The sequence below is a fragment of the Pseudarthrobacter sp. TAF60_1 genome, assembly GCF_052113505.1.
In the GTDB taxonomy this organism is placed as follows: Bacteria; Actinomycetota; Actinomycetes; order Actinomycetales; family Micrococcaceae; genus Arthrobacter.
Genome location: NZ_JBFRDI010000016.1, coordinates 81932 through 107709, shown reverse-complemented (window position 1 = coordinate 107709; position 25778 = coordinate 81932). Strand labels below are relative to the sequence as shown.

23 protein-coding genes are annotated in these 25778 nt (G+C 63.4%); 9 read left to right on the top strand and 14 right to left on the bottom strand.

Going from position 1 to position 25778, the window contains the following annotated elements:
* Nucleotide 1: 1 nt before the first annotated feature.
* The 3 genes from AB4Y73_RS17080 to AB4Y73_RS17070 form a co-directional block, all read right to left on the bottom strand.
* Nucleotides 2-958 (bottom strand): carbohydrate ABC transporter permease, encoded by a 957-nt coding sequence (locus AB4Y73_RS17080; protein WP_441873220.1) that lies wholly within the window; start codon nt 956-958, stop codon nt 2-4.
* 36 nt (nt 959-994) lie between these two features.
* Nucleotides 995-2329, bottom strand: a complete 1335-nt coding sequence (locus AB4Y73_RS17075; protein WP_441873217.1) for an extracellular solute-binding protein — start codon at nt 2327-2329, stop codon at nt 995-997.
* A gap of 192 nt (nt 2330-2521) precedes the next feature.
* Nucleotides 2522-3523 (bottom strand): LacI family DNA-binding transcriptional regulator, encoded by a 1002-nt coding sequence (locus AB4Y73_RS17070; RefSeq protein WP_441873215.1) that lies wholly within the window; start codon nt 3521-3523, stop codon nt 2522-2524.
* A 171-nt stretch (nt 3524-3694) separates the two neighbouring features.
* Between AB4Y73_RS17070 and AB4Y73_RS17065 the strand changes: the two genes are divergently transcribed.
* The 3 genes from AB4Y73_RS17065 to AB4Y73_RS17055 all read left to right on the top strand — a co-directional run bounded on the left by AB4Y73_RS17065 (nt 3695) and on the right by AB4Y73_RS17055 (nt 6978).
* On the top strand, nt 3695-4951 hold the full coding sequence (locus AB4Y73_RS17065; RefSeq protein WP_441873213.1) for a D-arabinono-1,4-lactone oxidase: 1257 nt from the start codon (nt 3695-3697) through the stop codon (nt 4949-4951).
* A gap of 184 nt (nt 4952-5135) precedes the next feature.
* Nucleotides 5136-5804: an alpha/beta fold hydrolase gene (locus tag AB4Y73_RS17060; RefSeq protein ID WP_441873211.1), complete on the top strand. Its 669-nt coding sequence runs from the start codon at nt 5136-5138 to the stop codon at nt 5802-5804.
* Nucleotides 5805-5886: 82 nt separating this feature from the next.
* Complete coding sequence (locus AB4Y73_RS17055) at nt 5887-6978, top strand: type I restriction endonuclease (RefSeq protein ID WP_441873209.1); 1092 nt, start codon at nt 5887-5889, stop codon at nt 6976-6978.
* Nucleotides 6979-7056: 78 nt separating this feature from the next.
* Here AB4Y73_RS17055 and AB4Y73_RS17050 read toward each other — a convergent pair whose 3' ends face one another.
* A complete protein-coding gene (locus AB4Y73_RS17050; RefSeq protein ID WP_441873207.1) occupies nt 7057-7935 on the bottom strand; it encodes an SDR family oxidoreductase in 879 nt (292 codons plus the stop codon).
* Nucleotides 7928-8905 (bottom strand): helix-turn-helix transcriptional regulator, encoded by a 978-nt coding sequence (locus AB4Y73_RS17045; protein WP_441873205.1) that lies wholly within the window; start codon nt 8903-8905, stop codon nt 7928-7930. The genes AB4Y73_RS17050 and AB4Y73_RS17045 overlap by 8 nt, the downstream gene beginning before the upstream one ends.
* A gap of 196 nt (nt 8906-9101) precedes the next feature.
* Between AB4Y73_RS17045 and AB4Y73_RS17040 the strand changes: the two genes are divergently transcribed.
* The 6 genes from AB4Y73_RS17040 to AB4Y73_RS17015 all read left to right on the top strand — a co-directional run bounded on the left by AB4Y73_RS17040 (nt 9102) and on the right by AB4Y73_RS17015 (nt 16400).
* Entirely contained in the window at nt 9102-10112 is a 1011-nt protein-coding gene (locus AB4Y73_RS17040) for a LacI family DNA-binding transcriptional regulator (protein WP_441873203.1), read from the top strand.
* Nucleotides 10109-11083: an ABC transporter permease gene (locus AB4Y73_RS17035; RefSeq protein ID WP_441873201.1), complete on the top strand. Its 975-nt coding sequence runs from the start codon at nt 10109-10111 to the stop codon at nt 11081-11083. The genes AB4Y73_RS17040 and AB4Y73_RS17035 overlap by 4 nt, the downstream gene beginning before the upstream one ends.
* Nucleotides 11084-11090: 7 nt before the next feature.
* Nucleotides 11091-12050, top strand: a complete 960-nt coding sequence (locus tag AB4Y73_RS17030; RefSeq protein WP_441873199.1) for a carbohydrate ABC transporter permease — start codon at nt 11091-11093, stop codon at nt 12048-12050.
* A 77-nt stretch (nt 12051-12127) separates the two neighbouring features.
* Nucleotides 12128-13732, top strand: a complete 1605-nt coding sequence (locus AB4Y73_RS17025) for an ABC transporter substrate-binding protein (RefSeq protein WP_441873197.1) — start codon at nt 12128-12130, stop codon at nt 13730-13732.
* A 100-nt stretch (nt 13733-13832) separates the two neighbouring features.
* Complete coding sequence (locus tag AB4Y73_RS17020) at nt 13833-15338, top strand: glycoside hydrolase family 32 protein (RefSeq protein WP_441873195.1); 1506 nt, start codon at nt 13833-13835, stop codon at nt 15336-15338.
* 81 nt (nt 15339-15419) lie between these two features.
* Nucleotides 15420-16400 (top strand): carbohydrate kinase family protein, encoded by a 981-nt coding sequence (locus AB4Y73_RS17015; protein WP_441873193.1) that lies wholly within the window; start codon nt 15420-15422, stop codon nt 16398-16400.
* On the opposite strand, the gene AB4Y73_RS17010 is transcribed toward AB4Y73_RS17015, so the two are convergent.
* From AB4Y73_RS17010 to AB4Y73_RS16970, 9 genes are all read right to left on the bottom strand, one after another.
* A complete protein-coding gene (locus AB4Y73_RS17010) occupies nt 16384-18060 on the bottom strand; it encodes a serine hydrolase (protein WP_441873191.1) in 1677 nt (558 codons plus the stop codon). The two genes, AB4Y73_RS17015 and AB4Y73_RS17010, sit on opposite strands and share 17 nt — an antisense overlap.
* Before the next feature lie 413 nt (nt 18061-18473).
* On the bottom strand, nt 18474-19853 hold the full coding sequence (locus AB4Y73_RS17005) for an FAD-dependent oxidoreductase (protein ID WP_441873189.1): 1380 nt from the start codon (nt 19851-19853) through the stop codon (nt 18474-18476).
* Between the two features lie 73 nt (nt 19854-19926).
* Nucleotides 19927-21279, bottom strand: coding sequence for an MmgE/PrpD family protein (locus AB4Y73_RS17000; RefSeq protein WP_441873187.1), 1353 nt, complete (start codon nt 21277-21279; stop codon nt 19927-19929).
* Between the two features lie 13 nt (nt 21280-21292).
* Nucleotides 21293-21970: an aspartate/glutamate racemase family protein gene (locus AB4Y73_RS16995; RefSeq protein WP_441873185.1), complete on the bottom strand. Its 678-nt coding sequence runs from the start codon at nt 21968-21970 to the stop codon at nt 21293-21295.
* Nucleotides 21967-22293, bottom strand: a complete 327-nt coding sequence (locus AB4Y73_RS16990; protein ID WP_441873183.1) for a muconolactone Delta-isomerase — start codon at nt 22291-22293, stop codon at nt 21967-21969. The genes AB4Y73_RS16995 and AB4Y73_RS16990 overlap by 4 nt, the downstream gene beginning before the upstream one ends.
* Nucleotides 22294-22307: 14 nt before the next feature.
* Entirely contained in the window at nt 22308-23012 is a 705-nt protein-coding gene (locus AB4Y73_RS16985) for an ABC transporter ATP-binding protein (RefSeq protein WP_441873181.1), read from the bottom strand.
* A complete protein-coding gene (locus AB4Y73_RS16980; protein WP_441873179.1) occupies nt 23009-23728 on the bottom strand; it encodes an ABC transporter ATP-binding protein in 720 nt (239 codons plus the stop codon). The genes AB4Y73_RS16985 and AB4Y73_RS16980 overlap by 4 nt, the downstream gene beginning before the upstream one ends.
* Complete coding sequence (locus AB4Y73_RS16975; RefSeq protein WP_441873177.1) at nt 23725-24768, bottom strand: branched-chain amino acid ABC transporter permease; 1044 nt, start codon at nt 24766-24768, stop codon at nt 23725-23727. The genes AB4Y73_RS16980 and AB4Y73_RS16975 overlap by 4 nt, the downstream gene beginning before the upstream one ends.
* Complete coding sequence (locus AB4Y73_RS16970; protein WP_441873175.1) at nt 24765-25775, bottom strand: branched-chain amino acid ABC transporter permease; 1011 nt, start codon at nt 25773-25775, stop codon at nt 24765-24767. Before AB4Y73_RS16970 ends, AB4Y73_RS16975 begins: the two co-directional genes overlap by 4 nt.
* Nucleotides 25776-25778: the final 3 nt, after the last annotated feature.

Here is a 25778-nt window from a genome sequence, read left to right as displayed (position 1 = left end):
GCTATGCACTCCTGCGACGGGTGATGACGAACTGCATGACGGAGACCAGCACAATCAGTCCGAAGAAGATGTAGGAAATGGTTGCGGAGTAGCCCAGCCGGTAACCGGTGAAGCCGGTCTCGAAGATGTACTGCACCACTGGCCTGGTGGATCCTCCCGGACCTCCGGCGGTCATCTGGTACACCTGATCGAAGATCTTGAGGGAGGCGAGGATCTGCAGCAGGACGATCATGACGGTGGTGGGGGTCAGCTGCGGCAGCGTGATGGAGAAGAACTGCCTCCACGCTCCGGCACCATCCAGGGATGCAGCCTCATAGTTCTGGGCTGGAATGTTCTGCATGGCTGCCAGGTAGAGCAGGAAGTTGAAGCCCACGGTCCACCACAGCGTGGCGATCACGATCGCCCACATGGCCACATTCGGATCATTCAGCCAGGCAACTTTGGGGAGGCCGATCTTTGACAGGGATTCGTTGATAAGCCCCAACTGGGGGTTGTACATCCAGGTGAAAAACAAGGAAACCACTGTGGAAGCCAGCAGGTACGGCGCAAAGTAGGAGAGCCGCCACAGCCACTGGGCAGGTAGCCCGATGTTCAGCAGTGCCGCCATTACCAAGGCAACCAGGACCAGCGGCACTGTGCTGATCACCGTGAAGTAGAGCGTGTTGCCAAGCGAGTGCCACATGTCGGCGTCGGCAAGGGCTTCGGCGTAGTTCGCGAAGCCGATAAGGCTGTCGTTGGCGCCGGTCAGGGACTTGCCTGTGAGGCTCATGTAAAAGCCGTAAAGGATGGGCCAGACGAGGAAGGCGAAGAAGAAAACCAGGAAGGGGGCGGCGAACCCCCAGCCGCTCAGGTTGCTCCGGGTGCGGCGCTGTGATGGGCGGTGCTTTTGTTGGGGTGGGATCCCTGGGGCGAGGTCCGGCTGACCGGTGCTGCGCCGGGACGCTAGTGAAGAACTCATGAAGGACTCCTTTATCGCTCGGTGTGCGTGGGCCGGCTAGACCGGGTTGGGGCGGGATAGAAGAGTGTTGGTGCGGAGCTCGAAAGCGTCCCAGCCTGCGGACGCCTTGTCCCGTCCCAGGAGCACGTTCTGGACGGTCTCCGCGAAGTAGGTCTGCCAGTCGGAGCCGGAGCCGCTGAACCAGGCCTCGGGGTCGTAGGCGATGATGTCCGCCGCGTTGGCGTAGTGAATCTGGGGCGTGAGCTCACGGTAGGCCTGGGATCGCACCACCGGCTGAAAAGCGGGAATGTGCCCGGCTTCGGCCCAGGACAAGGACCCTTTAAGGACGTCGCTGACGAACTTGTAGACGTCGCGCCGCTTCTCCTCGTTGAGGTTGAGCTGGCGTGGAAGGACGAACGAGTGAGAGTCCGCGTAGGCCGCCGGCGTTCCGTAGAGGGTTGGAATGGTGGCCGCATCAACGGGCAGACCGGCTTTCTTCATGGTGGGAAGTTCCCATACGCCGCTAAACAGCATTCCGGAGTCTCCTCGGGCAAACTCCGCGATTCCGGTACTGATGTCCCCGGCCTGGGCTGCGATGGTGTCATCAAAGAGGGACGCCATAAACTCCAGCGATTCAATGGCCGCGTCCCGGTCAACCCTCATGGGCTGGCCCGGGGTCAGTTCCATGTCCGTGCCGTGCTGCTTGTAAAGCGTGTAAAAGAGACGCCACATCTGCGAACCGCTGCCCAGGTAGCCGAAGGACAACCCGTGGGCTTTCGTGACTTTCTGCATTTCCAATGCCATGGCCTTGAACTCCTGCGGCGAGCTCACCTCCTGCAACTTGCCGCCGGTTCCCAGGACCCCCGCCTTGCCGGCCACGTCCGTGTTGTAGAACATGACGAACGGGTGAGAGTCCAACGCGATGGAGAAGACCTTGCCGTTCTGCTGACTCTTCTCCCAGATTCGGGGCGCGAAGTCGGTGCTTGCTACACCGTTTTCTGCGAGCAGATCCAGGTCCCAGGGCTCAATGAGTCCACCGGGAGCATATCCGGGCACCCGGCTGGCGTGCATGATGGCGACTTCGGGAGGACGCCCGCCTGCCGAAGCCATGGCCAGCTTGGTGTAGTACGGCGGACCCCAAGCGAGCACCGTGGGGTGCACCTTGAAGCCGTGGTTGGCCTGGTTGGCACCGTCGATCATGGCCTGCATCTTGACACCGTCACCGCCGGACAGGAGGTGCCAAAAGCCGATGTCCTGGACCGTAGCGGCCTGGGCCGCGCCGCCGCAGCCCGTCAGGCCTGCGGCCAGGAGGCCGCCGCCAAAAATCGCCGACCCCGCCAATAACTGTCTCCGGGACAACTGCTTCCCGGTCAAGGATTCAAACTGCTTCACCCGTCACTCCTTTGGATGGGTCCGCTGAAAGGTCAATTCTTGTTACTCGTGTTGCTCAAAGCTCCGGTTCCGGTGCGTCCCGTCTTGGGCCACTGTTCAGCAGCTGGGTGACGCAGGTCTCACATTACATCGATGTAATAAGCGGGGCAAGAGAAAATTGTTAGCGCAAACAAGTGGTGGAATGCTCTCGTTTCAGGCGCGGCTGCTGTCCCGCTCCACAATGGTGTAGTCAAGGGAAACCACGCGCTGCTTGTGGCTCCTGTCGGCCATCCGCTCAGTGAGCAGACGCAGGGCTTGGCTGGCGATGGCACGCTTGTCGAAGGAGACGGTGGTCAATGACGGAACCGCGTAGCGGCCGTCGGCGATGTCATCAAAGCCGGCCACCGCAATGTCTTCCGGGATGCGCAGGCCCCTCTTCCACAACACACTCAGGGCACCGATGGCCATGGAATCGGTGAAACAGAACAGTGCCTCGGGAAGTGGGTGGGCGTCCAGGTAGGCGGTGAGCGCTTCGGCGGCAGTCTGCGGCGTCCACTTTTCGCAGGGAATCAGGAGTGACTCGTCCCGTTCGATGCCAAGGAGCCCGAGGGCCTTCTCGTAGCCCTGAGTTCGCTGGATCGCAGCAGCCGATCCCCGGCCTTCAGTGGTTCCCAGGACGGCGATCCGTCGGCGTCCGGGTCGTGCCAGGGCGATTGTCATGTCGCGGGCGGCAGCGACACTATCCACGAAGACCCGGTCAGCAAGCTTTTGCGAGACCTCCCCCAGCAGGACTACCGGAGGCAGTGTGACACCCACCCGCACGGCGCTTTCGTCCAGCACCACAGGGTTGAGGATCAAACCGTCAATAAGGTTGGAGCGGGCCCGGACCATAAGCTCGTGCTCCCGCTGGGGATCAGAGCCGGTCTCCTCGATCTGGACGATCCACCCTTGCTCGTGCGCCACTTCCACAATGCTGTGCGCGATTTCCGCCGAATAGGGGGTGGCGAGGTCCGGCAACGCCAGGGCAATGACACCGGACCTCCCATTGCGCAATCCACGCGCGGACAGGTTCGGGACGTAGTCCAGTTCCTGCATGGCCTGCTCAACCCTGAGCCGCGTGGGGCCGCTGACGGGCACTATTCCGTTCATGACGTTTGAGACGGTTTTCGGGGACACTCCGGCGCGACGCGCGACGTCCTTGACTGTTGCGCGCACCGCTCCCCTTTCAAAGCCTCCCAGCTATCGTCGGCAGCGGCTGCCGCGGCGGATGGCCTGCTGACGATGTTACCTGCTGCCTCAACAAGAGGCGGTGGAGGGCTTGACAGAGTAATTGTTAGCGTTCACAGTAGGTCGGGTGACCCTAAAATTCACCCGAAAGCCGAGCGCATGAAAAACTGGGCAGGAAATTTCAAGTACGCATCAGCGGACGTCGTGCGCCCGGAGTCGGTGGATGAGCTCGCCCAGGTGGTGGCCCGCTCCAGCCGCGTCAAGGCCCTGGGTTCGCGGCACTCCTTCAACCGCGTAGGGGACACTGACGGCGTGCACGTCCTGCTGGACGCCCTGCCGCAGCACATCGCGCTGGCCTCGGAACGGCAGACGGTCCGCGTCACTGGCGGAGTGAGCTACGGCGCCCTATGCCGTGCGTTGCAAAAGTCCGGGCTGGCCATCCACAACCTGGCATCATTGCCGCACATATCCGTGGCAGGGGCAGTTCAGACGGGCACCCACGGATCTGGTGTCAACAACGCCTCGCTGGCCGGAGCAGTGGAGGGCATTGACCTGGTCCGGCCCTCCGGCGAGCGGGTGTCGCTGGGCCGCACGGACGGAGAGGAGTTCCTGGGCAGCGTGGTGGGCCTTGGCGCTCTGGGGATCGTCACCGGCCTCGAGCTTGCCGTCCGGCCGAGCTTCAGCATGCGTCAGCGCGTTTGGGAAAACCTGCCATGGAAGCGGGCGCTGACGGATTTCGCCCCGCTTGTATCCAGCGCCTACAGCGTGAGTCTCTTCACCGACTATCTGGGCGATACCATCAGCCAAGTCTGGCTCAAGGCATTGGACTCGGAGCCTCCCGTCGGAGAACTGTTCGGCGCCACGGCTGCCACCCTCCCGCGGCACCCGCTGCCGGGGATGTCGGGGGAGAACTGCACCGTCCAGATGGATGAGCCCGGGCCATGGCTGGACCGGCTGCCTCACTTCCGCCACGAGTTCACCCCCAGCAACGGCGAGGAACTACAGAGCGAATTCATCCTGCCCCTGGAGCAGGCACCTGCTGCAATCGAGGCGGTGCGGAGCCTGGGTCACAAACTTGCGCCCCTGCTGTTTGTCTCCGAAATCCGGACCGGCGCCGCTGACGAATTCTGGCTCAGCCCCTTCTACCGGCAGCAAAGCGTTGCCCTGCACTTTACCTGGAAGCCGTTGCAGGCGCAGGTGGAAGCGTTGCTTCCGAGGCTCGAAGAGCTGCTTCGGCCCTTCGGGGCCCGGCCGCACTGGGGCAAGCTTTTCACCCCCGGGGCCCACGACTGGGAGTCCCTCTACCCTCGCTTTGCGGACTTCCGTTCACTGGCATCCGCACACGACCCGCAGGGAAAATTCCGCAACGGGCTGCTGGACACCATCTTCGGCGTCCCGGCGGTGAGCCAACGGTAGGTGACGGGGCTGAAGATCCCGGGCCGGTGCCGAATGCTGAGGGGTGACGGCTAGAAAGGAGTGGCGGAGCCCACAGATGGGGTGAGAATAGTGCAATGAGCTCCGCACCAACACAAAACCGGCACACAAGCCGGCTGCTCGTCCGGGACCGCGGTCCCGCCGTCGGCCTGTGGCTGGTGCTGCAGTGAGTACGTTCGTCCTGATCCCGGGCGCTGGCGGCGCAGCCTGGTACTGGAGCCGCGTCGTTCCCCTGCTGCAGGGCGCCGGCCACCAAGCCGTCGCGGTTGATCTACCCGGCGACGACGAAGGCGCCGGGCTCGGCGAGTACACGAGCCTGGTGGTGGACGCCATCGGCGAGCACCCGGACGTGGTGCTCGTGGCCCAGTCGCTGGGTGGCTTCACCGCGCCGTTGGTGTGCGAAATGGCTTCCGTCGGGGAGCTGGTGCTGGTGAATGCGATGGTCCCCGAGCCGGGCGAGACGCCGGGCGCGTGGTGGGAGAACACCGGGTGGGCTGCGGCGCAGCAAAGCGCGGCGAAGGCCCGCGGCTACAGCACCGATTTCGACACGGACACCTACTTCCTGCACGACGTTCCCGCGGCAATCGCCGCTGAAGGGGAGCCGCATCAGCGCCCTGAAGCAAACACCGTCTTTGAATCGGTCTGCAACTTCACAGCGTGGCCGAAAGTCCCGACCCGCGTACTTTCCGGCGAGGCGGACCGGTTCTTTCCCCTGGACTTCCAGCGCCGAGTGGCCCGTGAACGCCTCGGCATCGAGCCGGACGTAGTGCCGGGCGGCCACCTCCTCGCCCTGGCAAACCCCCAGGGTGTAGCCAGGTACTTGCTGCGCGGTTAAGCGAAACCTCAATCGAAGACGAGCCCCATATCTCTTGATGCTGCGCTACGGTAGGCAGCATCGACAATTTCAAGGGGGAAATATGGAATTTGCAGAAAAGCTTGCGGCATTGGCAGCAAAGGTGCGCCAGCAGCGAGGTGTGATTCAAACGGAAGAAGCGACAAAGAATGCCTTTGTCATGCCCTTCATTTCCACAATCCTCGGTTACGACGTCTTCAACCCCATGGAAGTTGTCCCAGAGTTCATTGCGGATGTAGGGCTGAAGAAGGGTGAGAAGATCGATTACGCCATCGTCAAAGACGGCGAGGTTCAGATCCTGATCGAGTGCAAGAAGTCCACGGAGCCCGTGAAGATCGAGCACGCTTCTCAACTTTTTCGGTACTTTGCTGTTACAAGTGCCCGTATCGCTATCCTCACCAACGGTGAGGTTTATCAGTTCTTCACGGATCTCGATGCACCGAACCGTATGGATGCGAAACCGTTCCTCGTCCTCGATTTGAACGATATCGACGAATCTCTCATTCCGGAGCTGCAGAAGCTGTCCAAGGACGTCTTCGACCTAGACTCGATTATTAGCGCGGCGGGAGAATTGAAATACATCGGCGAACTCAAGCGGACACTTGCATCGCAATTCAAGGAGCCCGAGGATGAGTGGGTTAAGTTCCTGACGGGTCGCGTATATACCGGACCCTATACGCAAAAGGTACGCGAACAGTTCACTGCCCTAGTGGCCAAAGCCTCCAAACAGTTCCTGAACGACCAGGTAAACGAGCGTTTGAAGAAGGCGCTAGGTGCTCCCGGCTTCCCACAAAATGACGACGCAGCAATAGCGGCCAGCGTCACCAGCGCACCCGTGGCCGAAGCCGATCTGGCCGAAGCTGACGGCTTGGAAACGACGCTGGAGGAGATCGAGGGCTATCAGATCGTCCGGGCCATCGTCTGCAGCGAAGTGAAGCCAGCTCGTGTAGCGCAGAGGGATGCCAAATCGTATTTCGCGGTGCTCCTGGACGACAACAACCGCAAGCCAATCGCGCGCCTGCACTTCAACCGCACCCAGAAGTACATCGGCATTTTTGACGACAACAGGGAAGAGACGCGGGTTCCCATTAACTCTCTGGAAGAGATCTACGAGCACACCGAAGCCCTGCGCGCGAGCGTCAAGGCATACCTGTAGGGACCACCTACTCCCCGGTGGGAGCAAAGCAGAGAGCGGTCGACGGCGGGACCTCCCGCCGTCGACCGCTTCCGTTTATCAGGCGTCGTCGTGCGCGAGGTTGCTGGAGAGTTCGCGGTGGGCATCCGCCTGAGCTTGGAGCGCTTTGGCCCGGGTTTCGAACGTAGCGACGGCGTCTGCTCCGGCGGCGAAGCGCAGCGGCGGCTCGTCCAGTTCGGCCAACTGGATGAGCGCGTTGGCGAGCTTGGCCGGGTCCCCGCCCTGCTGGCCGTCCATACTCATCCAGGTCTTGACCGTCTGTTCGGTGCGCTCGGCGTAGTCCTCGATGGTGGATTCGGCGTAGCGGGCGGACTCAGGGGTGAGCAGTTCCGTGCGGAAAAAGCCTGGTTCCACGATCATGCTGCGGATGCCGAACGGGGCCACCTCGGGGGCGAGAGACTCTGCCCAGCCCTCTACGCCGAACTTCGACGCGGCGTAGGCAGTGAGGAACTCGCCGCCTGCGAGGCCGGCGGTTGAGGAGATGATGACCACCAGGCCCGAGCGCTGTGCCCGCAGGACCGGCAGTGCCGCGCGGGTGACATTCATGGGTCCGAACATGGTGGTTTGGATCTGCGCCCGGAAGTCCGCCGGGGTGATTTCCTCGAAGAACCCTGCGTAGAAGTTGCCGGCGTTGTTCACCAGGACGTCGATCCGGCCGAACCGGTCCATGGCTGCCTGAATAGCAGCGGCCGCAGCGGCGGGATCGGTGACATCGAGCTTCACTGCCAGCAGATCCTCATGTTCGCCGATGGCCTGGCTGAGCTTTTCGGGCCTGCGGCCGGTAGCGACGACGGCGTGCCCGGCGGCGAGCGCGGCCTTCGCGATGCCGGTCCCCAGGCCACGGCCTGCGCCTGTGATGAACCAGACCTTCTTGCCGGTCATGTTGTCGTTCTCAGGGATGGTGTTCTGTTCAGTCATGTGAGGGTTCTGTCTTTCCTGGGTTGCGGCCTTGCTGCGCGGGGGCGCGCACGGGGCCGGTGGATCCGCCGGCAGGATCGCCGGCGGTGGTGGTTGCGGGCGGCGATGCTGCCCAGCTGGCGAGGAAGGCCAGCGCGTTTTCGGAGGCGGAGCCTGGCTCGGCGGTGAATGCGAACAGCGTTTGTCCTTCGTCGCAACGGAGGTCCAGCGTTTCAAACTGCAGGGACAGGTCCCCCGCCACCGGGTGGTGGAAACGCTTCGTTCCGGTGGTGTGGATGCGCACGTCATGCCCGGCCCACAGCGCCGCGAACAAGCCACTGCCCGTGGTCAGCTCCCCGATCAGCTCGTTCAGGGCCCGGTTGTGGGGGTTCCGGCCGGACTCCAGCCGGAGCATCGCGACCGTGGTGGCCGCGACCGCTGGCAAATCGGGGTAGAGGTCGGCTGCCCGGGGGTCGAGGAAGAGGTAGCGGGCCTGGTTCGGGAGCCGGCCGGGATTGGCCGGACCCAACGACACGGCTGAGTTAAATACCTCGTCATACAGTGCCCGGCCCAGCAGGTTGGCAGCGAGCACGTCACTGCGGCCGTTTTGGACCATGGCGGCCACCCCGGTCATCCCGTCCAGCAGACGTTGCACGCCGGGACGGACCCGCAGCTGGGAAGGCCGGCGGGGTGTACGGCGCGACGGCGTATTTGCCGTCCGCGCCAGATCCATCAGGTGTGCCCGCTCAGCTTCGTCCAGCTGAAGAGCTGAGGCCACGGCCTCAAGCACAGAATCGGAAACGCCGCGGATGCTGCCGCGTTCCAGCCGCGTGTAGTAGTCCGTGCTGACACCGGCGAGCTGCGCCACTTCCTTCCGGCGCAGGCCCGGAACACGCCGCAGTTCCCCGTAGGTGGGGATGCCGGCCTGCTCCGGACTGATCTTCGCGCGGCGCGAGACCAGGAACTCACGGATGTCTTCTTTTCTGTCCACAACCACCACGCTACGCAGGCTCAGTAGCCGGTGGCAGTGTCTATCAGACACCCCCAGGCAGCTCCGAAGCCGAGCACCTGTTGACGCCGAATGTGATAGCAGTTACAGTTTTCCCAGTTATACGAATAACCTTCCCATTTGTAAACGGCCCGAGGAGGTGCCCATGGCTGGAATACGGCCAAAAACAGGTCCGACGATGCATGATGTCGCTGCCGCTGCAGGCGTTTCGCAGGCAACAGTGTCCTTGGTGCTGAACTCGGCCGCTGGGTCCCGGTTCTCGCAGGAGACCCAGCAGAGGGTTCGGGACGCCGTAAACAAGCTGGGTTACCGCACCAACGCCCACGCCAAAGTTCTCCGCGAAGGTGTAGCCGGCATGATCGGGTTCATCGGCGATTCCGTGGCCACCACCCCTTTTGCGGGCGCCATCATCGAAGGCGCCCAGCAGCGCGCCTGGGAGGACGGGCTCCTCCTGCTTTCAATAAACACCGGTGGCGATCCGGAACTAGAGGCCGCATCTTTGGACGCCATGCTCTCGTATAAGGTTGCCGGCGTGGTTTACGCCGCCATGTACCACCGGCGGCTGAAAGTTCCGGACGCCCTGGCTGGCGTCCGGTCGGTAGTGCTGAACTCGCAGGACCGGGCCGGAAAGGTCCCGAGCGTCGCCCCGGACGAAGTCAAAGGCGGGTACGCGGCCACCAGCCGGTTACTCGAGGCGGGCCACACCAAAGTGGGGATGATCAACATCGAAACCCTCGAGAGTGACCTTCCTGCCGCCGTCGGCCGTTACCAGGGCTACTGCGCGGCGCTTGAGGAAGCGGGGCTGGACGTTGATCCGTCGCTGGTTCGCTTCGGCTCGGGCGGCGAGGAAGACGGCTACAAGTACACGATGGAGCTTCTGACCTCCAGCAACCCGCCCACCGCAATTTTCTGCGCCAATGACCGCGGCGCATGGGGTGCCTACCAGGCCGCCTCGGACCTGCGCCTCACAATCCCCGACGACGTCTCGATCGTGGGGTTCGATAACCAGGCGACCCTGGCGCCGTTTCTTCGCCCGGGATTGACCACTTTTGAATTGCCGTTCGTCGCCATGGGCCGGCGCGCGGTTGACCTGATCCTCCAGGATGCGGAACCCGACGGCCGGGTCGAGCTGATGGACTGCCCCCTCATTGAACGGAATTCAGTGACTCACCCTAAGGAGATGCCATGAGCCGCACCATCCCGGCCAAACGCGGGCGTCCTGCTGCCGCGCCGTTGCCGCAGCGCAAAAATTCACTTTCGCTCCGCCTGAAGAGAATTTCCCGTGCCTGGCAGTTATACGTATTACTAACTCCGGCGATGATCTACATCCTGGTCTTCAAGTACTGGCCGATGTACGGCGTCCAGATCGCTTTCAAGAATTACAACCCGGTGGACGGATTCACGGACAGCCCCTGGGTGGGCCTCACGCACTTCATCCGGTTCGTCAACTCGTACCAGTTCGGGCAGGTGGTCGGTAACACCCTGTGGATCGCCGTGCTCGGGCTGTTGATTGCCTTCCCCATCCCCATCATCCTGGCGTTGCTCGTCAACCAGCTCCAGAGTGAAAGGTTCAAGAAGTTCACCCAGACGGTGCTGTATTCGCCCGCGTTCATTTCCACAGTCGTGGTGGTGGGCATCATGTTCGTGGTCCTCTCCCCCAGATCCGGCCTGGTGAACAACGCCATCCAGCTGGGCGGGGGCGAGCCGATCTTCTTCATGGGCTCGGCGGAGTGGTTCCGCCCCATTTACGTGATCTCCGATGTCTGGCAGAACGCCGGGTTCTCGATGATCGTGTACCTGGCGGCGCTGGCAGCCATTGAACCGGCACTGCATGACGCGGCCAAGGTTGACGGCGCTTCGAAGCTTCAGCGCATCCGGCATATCGACCTGCCGGGCATCATGCCGGTGGTGACCATCCTGTTCATCCTTGCCATCGGCAACCTGCTCAACGTCGGTTTTGAAAAAGCCCTGCTGATGCAGACGCCGCTGAACCTCTCGACGTCCGAGATCATTCAGACCTACGTCTACCACGCAGGACTGCAGCAGGCGCAGTTCAGCTACTCGGCCGCCATCGGCCTGTTCAACTCCCTCCTCAACCTTGCGCTGCTGCTCGTCTTCAACACGATTGCGCGCCGGGCCAACCAAGCGACCCTGTGGTGATGCCGAAATGTCTTTGACAACCAACCCCCGCACAACCGACACCCCAGTCCGGACCATCAGCCAGGGCCGCCCCAAGCAGACCCTGCGGGATAAATATGGCGACCGCGCCTTCAACATCGGCGCCAGCGCCGTGCTGCTGCTGTCCATCCTGGCCGTGGTGTACCCGCTGTACTTCATCGTGATCGCCTCCATCAGCGATCCGAACGCCGTCTATGAAGGCAAGGTCTGGCTCTTCCCCTCCGGCATCACCACTGAAGGCTACGAGCGGATCTTCGCCGATAGCCGGATATGGAACGGCCTGGGCAACACCGTCATCTACACCGTCCTGGGTACGGCCATCAGCGTTAGCACCATCCTGTGCGGCGCCTATGCCCCGTCCCGCAAGGACATGCCCGGCCGGAAGATCCTCATGCTCCTGTTCGTGATCACCATGTTTTTCGACGGCGGACTCATCACCAAGTACCTGGTGGTCCGCGATCTGGGCATGCTGGACACCGTGTGGGCCGTGGTCCTGCCCGGCGCGGTGGGCGTATGGAACCTGATCATTGCCAGGTCCTTCTTCGAACACACCATCCCGAACGAACTCCGCGAAGCTGCCCAGATGGACGGGGCAACCGACTTCAAGTTCTTCTTCAAAATGGTGCTGCCGCTGTCCAAGCCACTGATCATGCTCATGATCATGGTCCACGTAGTCGCCCAGTGGAACTCTTTCTTCGACGCACTGATATTCCTCAATGACGACTCCAAGTACCCGCTGCAGCTCGTCCTGCGCAACATTCTCATCCAGTCAGACGTCTCCTCCACCGGAACCACCGGCGGGGACATCGCATCCTATGCGGCAGCGCAACGGATAGCGGAGCTCACCAAGTACGCCATGATCGTCGTCTCGAGCCTGCCACTCATGATTGCCCTGCCATTCATGCAGAAGCACTTCACCAAGGGCGCCATGATCGGCGCCGTCAAGTAGACCCCCTCCCCCGTTACCCACCGCCTGGGGCATCCGCCCCCGGACGGCAGCACACCCATCTCAGAATAGGAATGACCATGGCATTTAGCCGCAAATACGCCGTCCTCGGCGCCGTCCTGGCCGGTACATTGACGTTCACCGCCTGCTCAGGGGGCTCCGGCGCCAAGGAGGTCAAAGACGCTTCCGCGGACTTCGGCTTCCAGGCAACAGGCTTCCCGATCGTCAGCAAGCAACTCGACCTGACGTTCTCCGGCACCAAGGCAGCGCTGGCCCCGGACTACAACACCATGACCGTGGTGAAGGAATGGGAAAAGGCCACCAACGTCCACATCAACTGGGAAAACCTGCCCGAAACGGTCTTCCAGGAAAAGAAGAACCTCATCCTCGCCAGCGGCGATTTGCCCGACGCGTTCTTCAACACAGGTCTGACCGACGCCGAGATCGCCACCTATTCCGCCAGCGGTACGCTCATCCCCCTCGAGGGGCTCATCGAGAAGAACGCACCGAACCTCTCCAAGCTGCTCGCGGACCGGCCCGACATCAAGGCCGCCATCACCTCGTCGGACGGGCACATCTACTCCCTGCCGTCCGTCGAAGAACTGGGTCTGGTCCAGTTCCCCGACGAACTGGCCATCAACACCGGATGGCTGAAAAAGCTCAACATACCCATGCCGAAAACCATCGCTGAGTTCCACGACGCACTGCTGGCCTTCAAAACGCAGGACGCTTCCGGTACCGGCAAGACCATCCCGCTCAGCTTCATGCCCGGCTCCTGGTGCGGGGACATCGTTGACCTGATCGCCGCCCTGGGCGGAGTGCCGGACAACATGGATCACCGCATCGTCCAGGACGGCAAAGTCATCTTCACCCCCACGCAGGACGGCTACAAAAAAGCCATCCAGACCCTGCACGAGTGGTACCAGGAAGGCCTGATTGACCCCGAGTCCTTCTCCCAGGATGACAAGGCGTACCTGGCCAAGGGCAAGGCCGCCACTGAAAACCTCGGCTCCTTCGTCTGGTGGGAAATCCCCGAGATGGTGGGCGCCGACCGCACCAACAACTACTCCCTGGTACCTGTCCTGGAAGGCGTGAACGGCAAGCGGATCGCCAGCCAGTCCAACAACCAGGAAATCGCCCGCGGCGCGTTCGCCATCACGCGGACCAACAAATACCCGGCAGCGACCATGCGCTGGGCTGACAACCTCTATGACCCCATCCAGTCCGCCCAGGCCAACTGGGGACCGATTGGTGAAACCCTGCAGAAGGACACCAGCGGCCTGCTGACCCAGATCCCAGCCGCGGCCGGAACCAGCGAAGGCGAACGCCGCCAGAAGGTTGCTCCGGGCGGCCCGAAGGCCAACACCGCCGAGAACTTCAAGAAAGTCGTCGCTCCCGAACCGCGTGCCGCGGTACGCCAAAAGAACGTCGACGAGTTCTACAAGCCCTTCGCCGGCAACGACGGCTACCCCCCGGTCGCCCTCTCCAACGAAGAACTGCAGCAGATCAGCACCATCCAGACCGACACCACGTCCCTCGTGAAGCAGAACATGGCCAAGTGGATCGTCTCCGGCGGCATCGAGCAGGAATGGGACGGCTACGTCTCCCAGCTCAAGAACGTCGGCGTCGACAAAATGATCGAGGTCTACCAGCAGGCCTACGACCGCTACAAAAAGAACTCCTAGCTCCAGAACCGGGTGGGCCGGCGCAACCGGCCCACCCCATCTTCAGGGAACCCTGCTCAGGGGGCTCCCCACGCTTGCACAGAAACGAGACCTCACCTTCATGACTGCCGCGACCGCCACCACGGCCGACACCTTCCGGCCGGCCCTGCACTACGCCGCCCGGAACACCTGGCTCAATGACCCCAACGGCCTGATTTTTCACGACGGTCTCTACCACCTCTACTACCAGAACAACCCGCTGGATAACGTCTGGGGCAACATGTCCTGGGGACACGCCACCTCCCCGGACCTGACCACCTGGACCGAACACGCCGTCGCCATCTCCTGTGATGAGGAAGAAGACATCTTCTCCGGGAGCATCGTCTTCGACCAGGACAATACCAGCGGATTCGGGACCGGCGCGGCTCCGCCCTTGGTCGCCGTCTACACCAGCGCCTTCAAACCGGGCTCCGCCCATGAGGGCCTTCAGGCCCAGTCCCTCGCCTTCAGCCGCGACGGCGGCTACACGTGGACCAAACACACCGCCAACCCCGTCCTGAGCCGCGGATCCGCGGAGTTCCGCGACCCGAAGGTCATCAGGTACGACGGCGGTGCCGGCAGTTACTGGGTCATGGTCGCCGTGGAAGCGACGGACTTCCAAGTGGTGCTGTACAAATCCCACGACCTCAAGAGCTGGGAGCTGCTGAGTACCTTCGGCCCGGCCAACGCCACCGGCGGCGTGTGGGAATGCCCGGATCTCTTCCCCCTCCCCGTCGACGGCGATCCGCAGAACCTTCAGTGGGTCCTGACCGTAAACCTCAACCCCGGCGGCCCCAACGGCGGCTCGGCCGGGCAGTACTTCGTCGGAGACTTCGACGGCACCACGTTCACCTCGGCCACCACCGTGACTGAAGGACTTCAGGACCCGGACCGGCTGGGTGAGTACCAGTGGCTGGACTGGGGCCGGGACTACTACGCCGCCGTGTCCTTCAGCAACGTCCCGCATGGGCGGCGGCTCATGATCGGGTGGATGAACAACTGGCAATACGGCAACGAGATCCCCACCGCCCCATGGCGCAGCCCCATGTCGTTGGTCCGGGAAGTCACCCTCGCCACAGTGGACGGCAACCGCAGGCTTCTCCAGCACCCTGCGGAGGAAATGACTGCCCTGCCGCCCAAAACCGAGTTTGAGTCCCGCGCGCGTGAACTTCCGGAAGGCCAGCACCTCATCGAGGGCCCACAGGGCCGGGTCCAGCGCATCGACGCATGGTTCACGGCGGGCACTGCCGAGGAATTCGGCCTGATCGTCCGCGGCAACGGAACCAAGGGCACCCGCATCGGCATAAGGCCCGGCGCCGGCCAGCTCATCCTCGACCGCCGGGAGTCCGGCCTGACGGATTTCCATGACTCCTTCGCCTCAGTGGAGTGCGCACCTATCCTGCCTGTCGATGGCATGTACCAGCTGACGGTGTACGTGGACAGCTGCTCCGTTGAGGTCTTCGCCCAGCATGGGCGCCTCACGCTGACTGACCTCATCTTCCCGGACGAGTCCAGCACCGAGCTCTCCCTCTACGCGAACGGCGGCCCGGCCACCCTGAACAGCCTCAGCGTGGCCACGTACGGCTGAGCTGCACCAGATTCCTCCTCCTCCCTGCCCCGTCCGCGGGCCCTGACCCGGGCCCGCGGACGGCTCCACGAAAGGCCCTCCATGCTCAAGACCCGTTCCGGCAGCGATCCCGCGGACGCCCCTGATGTCATCGTTGTCGGCGAAGCGTTGGTCGACGTCGTTGCCTCGGCCGACGGCATGATCGAGCATCCGGGAGGATCGCCGATGAACGTCGCGTACGGGCTGGGACGGCTCGGCGTGAGAGCCGCCCTCCTGACATCCATCGGCGACGACGAACGTGGAGCCTCGATTGAAGCGCACCTGGGCAGCGCCGGCGTCGAACTGCTCCAGGGTTCCAAGAGCTTGGGCCGCACCGGATCGGCCACCGCCGTCCTCGGGGCCGATGGCTCCGCCACGTACGATTTCGATATCAGCTGGGAACTGGGTCCCATAGCTCCCGCATATCTCCCCAAGGTGCTCCACACGGGCTCGATCGCAACGTTCCTGGCGCCCGGCGCCGCCGCGGTCAAGACCCTTCTCCATCAATCCCACGGCGCTTGCATGGTCACCTACGATCCCAACATCCGGCCTGCCCTCCTGGGCAGCCAGGCCGAGGCCCGTTCAATCTTTGAGGACCTGGTGCCGCTGACCGACGTGGTCAAGCTCAGTGACGAGGACGCGCGGTGGCTCTACCCGGGGCGTGGCCTCAAGGACGCCGCGGCCCGAATCCTCGAACTCGGTGCAGGGCTGGCCGTGGTTACCAGCGGTTCCGAGGGATCCCTGCTGGCAACGCGGGAGACTCAGATGCACATCCCGGCCATTACATCGGTGGTGGCTGACACTATCGGCGCCGGCGACGCCTACATGGCGGCGCTGATTTACGGGTTGCTGGCCCGCGGGACGGACGGGCTGGCACCTGCCGTACTGGAGACCCTGGGACATACTGCATCAAGAGCTGCCGCCATCACCGTCCGCCGGCAGGGCGCCAATCCGCCCACCGCAGACGAACTCCAAGGCTTCCAGGAGTTCACCGCGCCGACGGTTTTGCGAGGTAACCTCAGCAGCCCTAGGAGGCTCGCGTGAAGGTCCCCAGCCCGGTTCTGTTGTAGAAGTCCAGGGTGACGCGGGGCGAGGAGCCACTGCCTGGGTCTGCAAACAGTGCGCCGGCCAGGCCATTGGCGTTCTCGCCGATGGATTCGAAGCTGAACGTGTCACCGTCAAAGTGAGTGAGCGGGAAGGTGGTGGGACTGCCAGGCGGCCCCATTCTCATGGCCAGTTTCCCGCCGTCTTCGAGAACCACAAGCTGGCCAAAGTAGGGGTTGTCATAGGTGCCCATGTAAGCGCTGTTTGGTTTGGCGGGAGAGGGTGTGGACGGAGCCTTGGTGTAGTCGACCTCAGGTTTGTCGGACTCGTCAATTCTTTTGAAGACACCGGCGGTGAAGGTCAGCCAGTCGACAGTGGACGATCCGTGCTGAGCTGCGTCCAGGAAGCCGGCGCAGATTGCTTCAGGGATCCCCTGCGGGCGCCCGTTGGTCAGTGCCACAATGGCCAGTTGCTCGCCGGGAAGCATCGAGACGGCGGTGGCTGCGCCGAGATTGAACGCTCCGGAGTGTCCCAACTGGACACGGGCCTGGTCGTCGTAGGAAACGTTCCAGCCCAGCCCGTAGAAACGGGAGCGGGCAGCCGGAGCCAGCGCAGGCCCGGACACTGCGTGCGGAACGCGGGTTGTTTGGAGGGCTACGGGATCAATCACTGGTTGGCCCTCGTAGCTGCCGTTTCCAAGCTGCAGCCGGAGCCACTGCGCCAGGTCCCGCACCGACGAACTTGCGCCACCGGCCGGAGCCTCGGAATCGGCGTCGCGGCGGTATTTTGCCGTCCACTCCTTGTTCCCCAGCGGCACATGAAGGGTGGCCTTGTCTGCAGCCTTCTCATAGTCCGAGTGGCGGTAACTGCTGGCGGACATTCCCAGCCTCCGGAACAAGACGTCGTCAGCCAAGTCCTCCCAGGACATCTTCATCGCATCGGCTGCTGCCTGGCCGGCTTCCGTGAAGCCAAAGTTGCTGTAGTTGTAGCTGGACCGGAACGTATCAAGCGGCTCTTGGTTGAGGTGGCGGAGGATGTACGCTCGGTCGAATCCGAGGTCCTCCAGCAGGTCACCCGAACCTGTTTTCAGCCCGCTCTGGTGTGACATCAGATCGGCGAAGGTGGCATTCCGCGTGACGTAGTCATCCTTGAGCGCGAAGTCCTTGTTGTGTTCTATGACGGCGTCGGTCCACCTGAAGACCTTCTGTCCCACCACGCCTGCCACCACTGTGGACGCCAGCGGCTTGGACACGGAAGCCACCTGGAACACCGTGTCAGGTCCGATCTCCTCCGGCTTTCCGACCTCCCGAACCCCAAAGCCCTTGGAGTACACCACCTCGTCCTGATACACCACGGCCACGGCCATCCCCGGCAGCCCGGTGCGCTCCATGGCATCCCGGATCAGCCCCTCGAGCTGGCCCAGCGCACTGGTAACTTTCGGCCGGTCCAGCAGTGGTTCGACCTGGCCCGGCGGGGCCGGCAGTGGTTCGACCTGTCCCGGCGGGGCCGGCAGCAGTGCCGCCGTCGATGACGCAGGCTGTGCGGACACGCCGGTGCATGAGGTGAGGAGCGGAATGGCGGCAACACCGGCCGCCCCAATCCCGGCCGCCTTCAGCAGCGCGCGTCGGTTCGGGGAAACAGAACTGGTGCTGTGGTCCATGTATGTCCCCTTGAGCCATATGGCAGGTAGTCCGGTCCGTAGCGGCCGTCGCAGTTCTTCCATACTGGACCGCGCACTACAACGAGGCAATGGCTCCCCGATTGCGTCACAAACCCGGGCACCTAAAGAGGGTGTTGCGCACGTCACCATACTGCTCGCATCAAGACGCAGGCAGGAAACACATGACGCAGGAACTCTCCATCCAGGGAAACACCCTCCCTCTCCAAGGCAGGGCTTCAAACCCGCGCCGTGGGCCTGCCCGGGGTGGGAATAGGCCAGCGAAGGCCTATTCCCTGCCAGCGAGATGACGCCGAGGGAACATTCCCCATGGACTATTCCGCGGTTCATCCTCAATGCCTGCCTCATTGAGGTCGTTGCCTCAGGTCAGTATCGGGGGTAATCCGACGGACAGCTCAGGTTCCGGCAGCCTCTCCAGCGATGTGTTCGGCGGCAAGAAAGGCCAGGCCCAGCGCGGGCAGAAGGCCGTTGCCTGCTAGGTAACCGGCGGCCCCGTGGCCGGAGATTCCCATGGCGGCTCCGCCAGAGGCATAGAGCCCGCTGATGGGTTCCCCGGATTCCTGGAGGACTCTTGCGTCTCCGTCTACGCGCAGGCCGCCTTGGGTGTGGAAGAGCGCCGCGCGCACGGCGATCGCTCCCAGCCTGCCGGCCAGCGGGGCTTCCCAAAAGGTGCGCCCGTGGACATCTGTGGCCTGGCCGTCGGCACAGCGTCGGGTGGCCGCCAGTGTGTCTCCAAGGCCCGTGGGTTCGATGCCCGTAACGGCTGCCAGTTCTGCCGCACTGTCAGCCCAGCGAACCCCGTTGGACGCTTCCGTGTCACGGAAATCCTGGAAGCTTTGGCAGGCCCTCTGAATCCTTTCGTCCAGGATGATCCAGGCCTGGCCGTCGGCATGGAGCAATGATTCGCGGGCGTACTCGGAGTATCCAATGGTTTCGTTACCGAAGCGTTCGCCGTTCTTGTTCACCAGGAAGGCGCCATGCATCACCGTTGCCCATCCCGCCAGAGTGGCGGAGGGCATCGCCAAGGCGGCGTGGCCCTGGTAGGCATCCAAAAAGGCAGTGGCTGCACCGAGCTTTTCCCCTATGCGCAGGGCGTCCCCCTTGGATTCTTCACTGCCGTAGTACACCGCCTCTGCAATCTCGGGCAGGTACCGTCGCACCAGTTCCTGGTTGCCGCCGAAACCATTCGTGGCCAGCAGGACGGCGCGCGTGGGGATTTCCTCCGTGCCGTCCGGGGTCTGCACGACGACGCCGGTCACCGATCCGTCGGTCACGACGACGTCGGCCAGGCGCGCCGGCACGTACAGGTCGATCAGCTCGGAGGCCCAGACCTGGTTCAGGATAAAATCCAGCAAGGCGGTGCCAATGCGCCCGGGGACGGTGTGGCAGCGGAAGCGGGAATGCCCGGGGTAGGGGAAATCAGTTACCAGGGATATGGGCATCTTCAGGTCATCGGCCATCCACTCCACCAACCGGTGGCTGACGCTGGCGAGGGAGACAGCCAGGTCCCGATCGGCCTCTCCACGGGTCTTGGACATGATGTCGGCAACGAAGATTTCCGGGGAGTCTTCGATTCCAGCCGCTGCCTGCCAGCGGCTGCCGGCGCCGGGAATCATGGCGGTGGACATTGCTGTGTTGTTTCCACGGCGAAAGTGTTCGTTGGCTTCTATGACCAGGACGGAGAGCCCCAATTGCGCGGCGCGCAGTGCGGCGATCAGCCCGCCACCGGCACCCGCAACTACCAGGTCCGGTCCGTCAAATCGTTCATCACTCATATTGTTTTCCTTGCAGGTAGACGCCGCTGACGGGCGTACGAGGGTAACGGTCAGGGCATCCGGCAGCTGTGGCCTAGATGGCGCGAAGGGTGGCCAGAGTGGCTTTGGCATCGGGGCTGTGCTGCAGCTGGTCGACGGCGGCCTGGATAGAGTCGGTGTCGGGGCGTCCGATCAGGGCAACAAGTTTCGCCGCGATCTCCGGGGCACCCAACGGGAAGTAGTCCACATCGCCGAGCGGATTGGGCTGTGCCCGGGAGAGGGACGTCCCGTCGCGGAGGTCGATCCGGACCTCGGCCCATCGCTCCGCCGGAAGCCGGCGGTCAAATTCCGCCGAGATTTCCATGGTGACCCGCTCACAGAAATCGTTGGCTGCCTCGAAGCCTGGAGTCCCGGGCTCCAGCACATCCGGCTCCAACCGGTCGTTCAGGAGGGCTGCGCTGACCACGAACGGAAAGGAGAACATTGCGGAAAGGCGATTAGTGGGATTCCGGGCAAGGAGCGGCTTGGCTAGCGAGTGGGTTCGGACCAGCACAGCGGCCACGTCGTCGGGCACGAAGTCCCGCTCCTGCTTCAGGCCTTGGACCAGGTCCACGGCAGCATGCGTGTAGGAGCACGATGCATGGCGCTTGCCGTACCCTTTGGCGATGAGCCACGTCCGGCCCAGGTCCCAGGCCAAGGCCTGGGCATCGAGGAACCCGACGACCTCCCCGAGGGTTTGGGCGGCGGTGCCGCTGTTTCGCGCCAGGCCGGCCATGGCGAGCCTGGCTGCATTCAGACCCCCAAGGTTGGCGCCGGCTGCCCACAAATTGCGGACGAAGCTGCCTTCCAGGACCACGCTCCACGGGGTGACATGCATGAGGCCTGTGGAGGCATCGATGGCAGCCGCGATCTGTTCCTGGGTGGCCCTGAGGATCAGTGCTGCGGCGCATGCTGCGCCGGTGGCACCCCAATGGCCGTGGGTGTGCCAGACACTGTTGCGGTCGAGGGCGCGACCGAATCTGGCGGCTATCTCATACCCGGCGGCAACGGCGGCCAGGAACTGTTCTCCGCTGACGGGATGTTCGGCCAGCTGGGTTGCCGCGATCGCCGCGAATAGCACATGGACGGCCGGATGTCCTTGGGCATGCTTATTGCCTTCATCCAGTTCCAGACAGCAAGCGGCCACGGCGTTAAGGTAGGCCGCGGTCTCCGGACGGGTACCTGCGGCGGCGCCAATGAGGGGAGCGCCTCCTTGTTCGGCCCCCCAGGTGCTGGCCAGCTTCGCCATTTCCGGTGTCCGCGCCCCGGCGGCGGTCACGCCGAGCAGGTCCACCAGCATCAGATTCAGGCGTTCCTTGACCGGGAGCGGCAGGTCCGAGTAGCTGAGGCCGGCGGCGAAGGCGGCCAGCTCGTCGATGGCGGCAATGTGTTCGGTCAGGCTGCTCATGTTCCGCCCGGCCTCACAGCCTCACCTGCCGGCGAGGGGCGGCTTCGATCGCTGTGCTGAGGCCCAGGAGTTTGAGCGCCGTCGCCGTCGGGTCGACCAGCCTCGGCCGGCCGGCGGGCTTCAGGACCTCGACGGCGGAGCATCCGTTGATTACGAATTCCGCGTCAATGGTCTGCAGCTGGGTGGACACTGCCGAGGCCCAGAGCGCGTCTTGGGAGATGTCGTCCACCGAGAGCCCCAGAACTGACGTCATGCCCTGCAGTTGGCCCAGCCCGTAGGAGGCGAATTTGCGGTCCAGCTCCCGGGCGATCGGCTCGTTGCGTGCCACGGCCCCCACTGTGGCCCCCAGGCTAAGCAAAAAGTGGGCCGTCAGCTTCAGCAGCCCGAATACCGGCGTGGCGATCCCGGAATTCGGCAGATCGACGACGGGATCCAGGACACAGTCCGGCAGGAACGCATCCACCTCCCCGTAGCCGCCGGCATCGGCCGCGCGGAACCGCTGCACCAGGGCTGCCTCGGACGCCGCTATATCCGCGGCGGTATCGAAGGCGCGCGGTACCTCCGAGCCTGTGCCCAGGTTGAGCAGCGTGACGCTGACATCCGGTGGGGCCAGCCGGTCATAGCGTTGCTGGCGCCGGGCCAGTTCCTCGTCGCTGACGCACAGGGGGGTAATTGCCAGCAGACGCATCATTCTTCTTTCGCTCCCGTTTCTTCGGTGCCGTGCAGGATCCCCAGCGCCCGGGGGTCATTGGGGTGCTCCGCGAGTGGATGAACCTGGATATCCATCCACGGATAAAGCGGCAGGGACGTCAGCGCCTCGTGAAGTTCGGTGGCATCCCGGACGTCGTACAGGCTCCAGTTGGCCCAGCGGCCGGGAATGCGCCAGAGCCTTCGCAGCTTGCCCGCCCGGGCCAGTAACTGGCCCTGGGCGAGCTCGCGGTCGAATATCTCGCTGCGGCGCGCCTCAGGAGCCTCGGGTGGCCAGTTGATGTCGATATGGACCAGGTATTCCACGGATATCCTTTCAGCTACATCCCCAGGTAGGCTTTGCGGACCTCAGGGCTGTCCGCCAGTTCCTGCCCGCTTCCTTCCATGACAATGGAACCGCTTTCCATGACGTACGCCCGGTCGGAGATGGCCAGGGCCTGGGACGCGTTCTGTTCAACGATCAGCACCGTCACTCCGGTGTCACGGATCTTCGTGATCGCTGCGAGGACCTGCGCCACCAGGTTGGGCGCCAGCCCAATCGAAGGTTCGTCCAGGGTCAGGCACTTCGGCCTGGCCATGAGGGCGCGCCCGATGGCCAGCATCTGCTGTTGGCCGCCGGACATGGTGTCGGCGCGCTGGGTCCTGCGGTCCTTGAGGATGGGAAAGAGCTCGAATACCTGATTGAGAGATTCGCTGACGGAGGTCTTGGGCTGGGTGTAGGCGCCCATGACCAGATTTTCGATCACCTGCAGTCCGCCAAAAAGTGCGCGGTCCTGAGCCACGTGAACCAGCCCGTCTCTGACGATCTGGTCCGGCCGCTCCCTCCCGATTTCCTTGCCCTCGAAGAGGATCCGGCCGCTGCTGGTGCTGATCAATCCGGCGATGGCCCGCAACGCGGTCGTTTTTCCGGCGCCGTTCGCTCCGATGACCGAGACGATTTCCCCGGCCTCAATGTGCATAGTCAGGTTGTGCAGGATTTCGAGTTTCCGGTAACCGGCGCACACATCGTGCAGTTCGAGAATCATGAGTAGTCCTCTCCCAGATACGCGTCGATCACCCTGGGGTCCTGAATAACATCCTCGGGAAGGCCAAGGGCCAACTGCTGACCTTCGTGCATGACGAGCAGCCGTTCGGAGAGCGTCATGACGGCGGCCATGATGTGTTCGACAAACATAACGGTGACGCCCTCGCGGTGGATATCGCGCAGCAGCTCGATAATGGGCGCCCGTTCAGTGGGGACCAGGCCAGCCAGGACCTCGTCCAGGAGGATGAGCTGGGGTTCCAGGGCCAGGGCCCGGGCCAACTCCAGCCGCTTCAGCCCTGCCGTGGGCAACGTACCGGACATGGACGTCATATACCGCTCCAGGCCGACCCGCTCAATCACGGCGGCGGCATGCCTGCGCGCTTTGCCCACTGAACGGTATTTGTTATGCGAGGCCACTGCGACGTTCTCCAGCACCGTCATGCTTTCAAAGGGACGCATCAGCTGAAAAGTGCGCACCAGCCCGCGGGAGGCGATCCTGTTCGCGGACCAGCCGGTAATGTCCACGCCGTTGAAAGTGACCTTGCCCGCCGTAGGGCGGATCTGTCCGGCCAGAACCGAGAACAGGGTGGTTTTCCCTGCACCGTTCGGGCCGATGATGCCGAAGAATTCCTTCTCGGGGATCTCGACATCCACGTCCCGGAGGGCCCGGAGTCCGCCGAAGGACTTTCCCAGTCCTTCCACGCGTAGCAGGCTCATTTGCGCAACCTCTCACGGATGGTTCCGTAGATACCCTTGGGCAGGAAAATTACGATGACAATCAGAAGCACGGCGTAGACCGCGACATCCAGCCCGCTCGTCCCCTGCAGGAATCCGAGGAACGGCGGCGGGTTGCGCAGCACGCCGGCCACCAGTTCGGACAGCGGCCCGACGACGGCCGCCCCCACCAGCGGACCCCAGATGGTTCCCATCCCGCCAATCACGGCGGGGATAAGGGCGTCGGTGGACACATGCATGCCGAACGCCTGGTCCGGGCCGATGAACAGGTAGTACTGGGTGTAGAAAGCACCGGCCACGGCGGTGATGGCACAGCTCAGGGCCACCGTGATCAGGCGGTACTTCATGACCTTAATCCCAAGCGATTCAGCCGCCGTCGCATCGTCCCTGATGGCTTGGGTAAACTGCCCTGCGCGGGAGTGCACGTAGGCGATCGTAACGGCCACGGCCAAGGCGAGCAGCACCAGTGGTATCCAGTAATAGTTAGGGCTGTCCTGGTCGAACTGCACCATCGCCCACGACTCCTGGGGCAGGAGCGGGATATTGATTCCCTCGCTCTTGTGCAGGAATTCCAGGTTCTCGGTCAGCAGGAGGAACATCTGCGCGAAGGCAAAGGTTGCCAGGGCGAAATACGAACCTGCCAACTTATACCTGAGGCACAGATAAGCGATGAGCACTCCGACGCCGGCAGAGATCAGCGCGCCGACGATCATCGCGATCCAGGGTGAAATGCCATATTCCGTCAGCAGGTAGGCGTCGGTGTAGGCTCCTACGCCGAAGAAGGCCGCGTGTCCGAAGCTGAACATGCCCCCGTAGCCGCTCATCAGGTTCCAGCCGACCGCCATCAGCGCGAAGACCAGGGTGCGTATGACGATGGGCTGCGCCGAGGCGGGGAGGATGAAGGGCAGGAAGAAGAACACCATGAAGCCGATCGCCAGGTACAGGTACTGCCGGCGGGCGCCGCTCTCGAGCGCTCGCTTCCGCAGCGGCGCCGTCCCCGGCCTTTGTTCCGTCGTCGTCATCGTTGTGCTCCGAACAGTCCCTGTGGGCGAAGGAAAAGAATGAGGACGAACATGGCGAAGACCAGCAGCAGCGAACCGCTGCCAGGCAGGTAAAGGGTGCCCACGGTCTGCAGCAGGCCGACGAAGAGCCCGCCCACAAGCGCTCCGGGAATGCTGCCGAGCCCGCCCAGCACGACGATGACAAAGGCAAGTGTGGTGAACTGGTCCCCTGCCGAGGGGATCAGGCTGGTGAAGGGGGTCATGAGTCCGCCGGCGACGGCGACCGCCGCCGCGCCCAGCCCGAATGTCATCGAATAGATCCGGCGCACATTTACCCCCACCAGGGCGGCACCCGTGCCGTTGGATGCCACAGCCCGGATGGCCAGGCCCAGCGGCGTCCTCTTCAGGACGAGCGCGAGGGCCGCCGCCACAACGATCGCACCGCCGAAGGCGATGAGCCTGGAGGCGTCCGCGATGGCGCCGAGGAGCGGGAGGGAACCGCTCACTGGAGCCTCCACGCTGAGGGGCCGGCCGCCGAAAATCATCAGCAGGACGTTAATGATCAGCAGGGACAATCCGAGGGTGACCATCAACGGCCTCTCGTGGCCCGCGTCCTCCGTTAGCCGGTTCATCAGCGCTGACTGAACGAGCCAGCCAAACACGAACATGATCGGTACCGTCAGCACCACGGCCAGGTAGGCATTAATGCCGAGGGAGGAGACCATGAAATAGACAAGGAACATGGACATGGTGAGCATCGCCCCCTGGGCGAAATTCACGATCCCCAGCACACCGAAGATCAGCGTCAGGCCCAAAGACACAAGGGCATAGACGCCGCCGAGCAGCAATCCGGTGACGACAGACTGCGTAACGAGCGTAGGGTCCACACCTCCGATGAGGTAGATCGCGGCCAACGCCGCCACCACGATGGCCCCAACGCCGAGGGCGACTCTCCAGCCCTCGGATTGGAGCAGACGGCGGCGTCCTCCAGCGTGCGCTGCGGAAGCCGCGTCCGGTTTGGTTAACATGGC

What these genes read in the sequence shown, in the direction of transcription:
- AB4Y73_RS16980 (WP_441873179.1), bottom strand. Translation starts at nt 23,728, where the DNA reads ATGAGCCTGCTACGCGTGGAAGGACTGGGAAAGTCCTTCGGCGGACTC.
- AB4Y73_RS17035 (WP_441873201.1), top strand. Translation starts at nt 10,109, where the DNA reads ATGAGCCGCACCATCCCGGCCAAACGCGGGCGTCCTGCTGCCGCGCCG.
- AB4Y73_RS16970 (WP_441873175.1), bottom strand. Translation starts at nt 25,775, where the DNA reads ATGTTAACCAAACCGGACGCGGCTTCCGCAGCGCACGCTGGAGGACGC.
- AB4Y73_RS17000 (WP_441873187.1), bottom strand. Translation starts at nt 21,279, where the DNA reads ATGAGCAGCCTGACCGAACACATTGCCGCCATCGACGAGCTGGCCGCC.
- AB4Y73_RS16995 (WP_441873185.1), bottom strand. Translation starts at nt 21,970, where the DNA reads ATGATGCGTCTGCTGGCAATTACCCCCCTGTGCGTCAGCGACGAGGAA.
- AB4Y73_RS17040 (WP_441873203.1), top strand. Translation starts at nt 9,102, where the DNA reads ATGCATGATGTCGCTGCCGCTGCAGGCGTTTCGCAGGCAACAGTGTCC.
- AB4Y73_RS17010 (WP_441873191.1), bottom strand. Translation starts at nt 18,060, where the DNA reads ATGGACCACAGCACCAGTTCTGTTTCCCCGAACCGACGCGCGCTGCTG.
- AB4Y73_RS16985 (WP_441873181.1), bottom strand. Translation starts at nt 23,012, where the DNA reads ATGATTCTCGAACTGCACGATGTGTGCGCCGGTTACCGGAAACTCGAA.
- AB4Y73_RS16975 (WP_441873177.1), bottom strand. Translation starts at nt 24,768, where the DNA reads ATGACGACGACGGAACAAAGGCCGGGGACGGCGCCGCTGCGGAAGCGA.
- AB4Y73_RS17055 (WP_441873209.1), top strand. Translation starts at nt 5,887, where the DNA reads ATGGAATTTGCAGAAAAGCTTGCGGCATTGGCAGCAAAGGTGCGCCAG.
- AB4Y73_RS17015 (WP_441873193.1), top strand. Translation starts at nt 15,420, where the DNA reads ATGCTCAAGACCCGTTCCGGCAGCGATCCCGCGGACGCCCCTGATGTC.
- AB4Y73_RS17080 (WP_441873220.1), bottom strand. Translation starts at nt 958, where the DNA reads ATGAGTTCTTCACTAGCGTCCCGGCGCAGCACCGGTCAGCCGGACCTC.
- AB4Y73_RS17005 (WP_441873189.1), bottom strand. Translation starts at nt 19,853, where the DNA reads ATGAGTGATGAACGATTTGACGGACCGGACCTGGTAGTTGCGGGTGCC.
- AB4Y73_RS17050 (WP_441873207.1), bottom strand. Translation starts at nt 7,935, where the DNA reads ATGACTGAACAGAACACCATCCCTGAGAACGACAACATGACCGGCAAG.
- AB4Y73_RS17020 (WP_441873195.1), top strand. Translation starts at nt 13,833, where the DNA reads ATGACTGCCGCGACCGCCACCACGGCCGACACCTTCCGGCCGGCCCTG.
- AB4Y73_RS17065 (WP_441873213.1), top strand. Translation starts at nt 3,695, where the DNA reads ATGAAAAACTGGGCAGGAAATTTCAAGTACGCATCAGCGGACGTCGTG.
- AB4Y73_RS17025 (WP_441873197.1), top strand. Translation starts at nt 12,128, where the DNA reads ATGGCATTTAGCCGCAAATACGCCGTCCTCGGCGCCGTCCTGGCCGGT.
- AB4Y73_RS17030 (WP_441873199.1), top strand. Translation starts at nt 11,091, where the DNA reads ATGTCTTTGACAACCAACCCCCGCACAACCGACACCCCAGTCCGGACC.